The sequence below is a fragment of the Chlorobium sp. N1 genome (assembly GCF_004332115.1).
Taxonomy (GTDB): Bacteria; Bacteroidota; Chlorobiia; order Chlorobiales; family Chlorobiaceae; genus Chlorobium.
In genome coordinates this window covers 90,001-94,356 of the sequence record NZ_SJPA01000007.1, presented here as the reverse complement: position 1 = coordinate 94,356, position 4,356 = coordinate 90,001, and the positions used below count along the sequence as shown (strand labels likewise).

Here is a 4,356-nt window from a genome sequence, read left to right as displayed (position 1 = left end):
ACAGCCTCGTCCAGGCCGCAAAAGCACGGGCTCGGGGCTACCGTACCAACAGGTATCTCATCAACATGATTTACCTCATCAACGGGAAACTTAATTTCAGCTTACCCATTTGAAACAGCGAGGAGCCACAAAAACACCCTCGGAGGCGAACGATGAAGCAATCAAGACCACCGCTGGTCCGCATGCAGCATATCGACCGGCAGTTGAAAGAAAACCGCTATCCGAACTGCTCGCAGGTCGCCAGGTATTTCGAGGTGTCCTCGAAAAGCATCCAGCGGGACATCGACTACATGCGCGACGTCCTCGGCGCTCCGATTGCCTACGACAGGAAACAGCGGGGATACCGCTACGAGAAGGCCGGCTGGAGTTTCCTGCCCTCGAAGATCCTTGAAGGCAAGGAGACCGAAGCGCTTATGGCAACGAAGAAAGTGCTCGCCCAGTACAAGGGCTCCCCCTATTACGAAGAGGTCTGCCGCGCGCTCGACAAGGTCCGGCAGTACCTGCCGGAAAACTCGGCGGCAGACGAGCTGCTGAGCATTTACTCCTTCGAGCAGTCCTCCTCGGCAGGCATCGAGCCTAGGACCTTCGCCAGAATCGAAGACGCCATCCGCGGAAGGTTGAAGGTAAACATGACCTACCGGGCCTCATGGAACCAGGAGGTTACCGAGCGCACCGTACACCCCTACCTCTTCCGCTACTCCCCCGTTCGGGAGACCTGGTACCTCATAGGCCACTGCGAACTACGCAATGAAATCAGGACTTTCGCAATACACCGCATCCGCACCCTCGCTCTTACCGGAAAGAGGTTCACGGTACCAAAAACGTTCTCGCTGGAGAACTACGTCGACAAGACCTTTGATCAAATCCACCGGGACGAGGAGCACCGGGTGGCCATCCGGTTCACCCCGTTCCAGGCCCAGTGGATACGGGAGCACACCTGGCACCCCTCCCAAGAGATCGAGGAGCACGCAAACGGCGGGCTTACCTTGAGGATGACAGTTGGAGCACTTGACGCCGTCAAGCGCTGGGTGCTCCGCTACGGCTGCGAAGCGCAGGTGCTCGAACCGCAGGAACTCCGGGAGATGATGAAGTCGGAAGCGGTGGCAATGGAGAGCCTCTATGAAGACGCCAGAGCGGTCAGTCTGCAGACCTTGCCGCTGTTCTAACGAATGGATGGGGCAGGCATTGTCCCATCCGCCTGATTACATTACAGGGAGCCGTAAAGCTCAACGCCACACCAGAACACAAAAAGAACAGGGGAACTGCCCGGACGGCAGTTCCGGAAACCAAGAGGGAGCCCACGAATGAAGAAAGTGCTATGGTTCGACCTTGAAACGACCGGAACGAACCCCGACATTCACGGCATCATCCAGTTCGCCGGCCTGGCGGAAATCGACGGCCTTGTCGCAGAGTCCTTCGAAATCAGGATGCAGCCCCACAACGGAGCTGTCATCGAGGACGAGGCCCTCGAGGTGAGCGGAACGAGCAGGGAGGATCTTGCGACATTCACCCCGCATGAAGAGGCCTTCCGGCAGATCGACGCGTTCCTCTCGCGCCATGTCTCCCGCTACGACCGCGACGACAAGTTTTATCCCGCCGGCTACAATGTCCGCTTCGACATGGATTTCCTCGGCAGGATGTTCCGCCGGTACGACCAGTACGGGCTTGGTTCATTCATCAACTGGCGCTCGATTGATCCCCAGCCGCTGCTCAACCTGATGGAATACATGGGCGTGGTATCACTCCCCAACCATCGACTACAGACCGTCTGCGACCATTTCGGGATAAAACTCGACAATGCGCACGACGCCCTGGCGGACATCACCGCCACGCGCGCGCTCATGCACCGGCTGCTCGAACATGTATCGATTAATCCTTTTACTGATCAGCGCTGATAAATCCGGTAGAAATACCTACCCCCCACCACAACCTGATGTCTGCCTAATGAGCCTTGGAGAAGGAATCTACGAGAGCCTGCTCACCCGGGCCTTACGGGCTAAACTTGATCAATTGCCCGCAAACGAGTACTTCGTTGGCTCTGAGCCAATCGACCGAGCAGAGGCCGCCAGCATCCTCACCGAATACCTCCAAACCATTCTCTCAACAGCTCTCCACAATCTAGAGGAGCAACACGATGATGACTCGCTTTCACATCAGATTGCTTTTTGTAATCAGCTGATCAGCTATATCGATAACGAGCTGCAACTCTCCATGCAGGAGGACCTGGTACTGCAGCAAGGCGAAATACTGACTGCAATCCTCTCCAAAATCGGCAAAACCGACGAACAGCTTCAAGGGCACCTCGAAAAGAGCCTGCCGCTCTCCGGTCTCAGAACCAGTAATCTTTTTACCGGAAGCAATGCAGACCTCTCCATCGATACCGAGATCGAGCGGGATATCATGTCGGCGAACCGTATCTACTGGATCGTCTCCTTCATCCGTTGGTCAGGGCTCAGGATTTTTAAAAATGCCTTGAAAGAGTTCACCAGCATGCCCGGCTCATCATTGCAGGTCATCACCACCACATACATGGGGGCAAGTGAACCACGTGCGATTGAGTTTCTTGCCTCGCTCCCCAATACCAGCATTAAAATATCATACCAAACCACCATAGAGCGTCTCCACGCGAAAGCCTACATTTTTGAGCGGAACTCCGGATATGACTCCGCCTACATTGGCTCCTCAAACCTCTCCCGCTCAGCCCTTACAAAGGGTCTCGAATGGAACCTTCGGGTTACAACCAGGGAGAACCCGCATATCATTGAGAAAGCCAAAGCCACGTTTGAGCACTACTGGAACAGCATTGACTTTGAAGACTTCAGCGAAGGGGGTATTGAACGGTTCCGGGAGGCGATACAACAGGAACGATCGCCCTCAACCGTCATTGCCCTGCAGGACTATCTGAAAATCCATCCCCAGCCTTTTCAGAAAGAGATCCTCGACCGGTTGCGAACCGAAAGGGAAATTCATGGCCGCTACCGAAACCTGATCGTAGCTGCTACGGGAACGGGCAAAACCGTCATCTCCGCCTTTGACTTTAAGCGCCATTACGAACGCGCCCCTGAATCCTCAACACTCCTGTTTGTCGCCCACCGACAGGAAATCCTTGAACAGGCCAGAGCGACATTCCGGGCAGTACTTGATGACCGGTCATTTGGCGACCTCTGGGTCGGCTCGCACCAGCCAACAAGCCCTCACCTTCGTCACCTCTTTATTTCTGTTCAGACGTTTAACTCACAAAAGGAGCTCTTCCAGCAACGATTCAGTAAAGAGTACTACACGTTCATTGTGGTTGACGAAGCTCACCACTCCCAGGCTGATTCATACCGAGATATTTTCACACTCTTCGAACCCCACATTCTCCTGGGACTCACCGCCACGCCAGAACGCATGGACGGCAAATCCCTGCTGCCGGACTTCTGCAATAAAATTGCCGCTGAAATCCGCCTGCCGGATGCACTCGCACTCAAACTGCTCACGCCATTCCAGTACTTCTGCGTTGATGATGAGAGTGTGGATTTGCGCAATGTCAAATGGGTAAAAGGAGCCTATGACACCACAGAGCTCTCCAAAATCCTCTCTGTGCAGGAACGGGTGAGACTCATCATCTCAAGCATCAAGCACTACCTCACTGACCCGTTCACCTGCAAGGCCCTCTGCTTCTGCGCCTCAAAAGAGCACGCACGGTTTATGAGTGATGCCATGAATCAAGCCGGTCTTCGTGCAGCTGCGCTGCTAAGCGGAGACCCAAATGCCCAGGAACTGCGAACCAGTATTCGAGGGCGACTGTTGCAAGGAGAGCTGAACTATGTCTGTGTTGTGGACATATTCAACGAAGGTGTTGATATCCCGGAAATTGACACCGTGCTGTTCCTTCGCCCTACGGAAAGCCTTACCGTGTTTCTCCAGCAGTTGGGTCGAGGGCTTCGCATCAGTGCGGATAAGGAGTGCCTGACCGTGCTTGATTTTGTGAGCCAGGCCAACCAGCAGTTTAACTTCGCCGATCGATTCCGAGCCCTTGTCGGTCGCACCAATCAACACATAGAAAAAGAGATCCGGCAGGGGTTTCCGCACCTCCCCACGGGCTGCACCATCAACTTGGAGCCGATGGCCAGAGAGGTCGTTCTCTCAAACATCCGCAACACCATATTCTCAGCCCAGCGCATCCGAAAAGAGATTGCAAGTTTTACCCAGCACACACACCAACCCCTCACCCTCAGTACCTTCCTTGAGCATCATCAGTTGGACATCCGAACACTGTACTCTGGCCAAAAAGGGTGCTGGACACAGCTCAAAAAGGAAGCGGGTATCGGCAGTATTAGCGAAGACAACTGGACCAAGCGTCTCTTCGCCGGA

3 protein-coding genes (1 of these 3 only partly in view) are annotated in these 4,356 nt (G+C 54.6%); all 3 read left to right on the top strand.

The genetic code is table 11. The annotated features are described in order from the left end of the window. Window positions 1-152 precede the first annotated feature (152 nt). Window positions 153-1,166, top strand: a complete 1,014-nt coding sequence (locus tag E0L29_RS09290; protein ID WP_131358080.1) for a WYL domain-containing transcriptional regulator — start codon at window positions 153-155, stop codon at window positions 1,164-1,166. A 138-nt stretch (window positions 1,167-1,304) separates the two neighbouring features. After that, complete coding sequence (locus tag E0L29_RS09285; RefSeq protein ID WP_131358077.1) at window positions 1,305-1,895, top strand: 3'-5' exonuclease; 591 nt, start codon at window positions 1,305-1,307, stop codon at window positions 1,893-1,895. 49 nt (window positions 1,896-1,944) lie between these two features. Further along, window positions 1,945-4,356, top strand: partial view of a DUF3427 domain-containing protein gene (locus E0L29_RS09280; RefSeq protein ID WP_165498874.1) — the 5' portion only. The gene runs 768 nt beyond the window's last position; only the first 2,412 of its 3,180 coding nucleotides appear in the window; the start codon lies at window positions 1,945-1,947; its stop codon lies beyond the right edge, outside the window.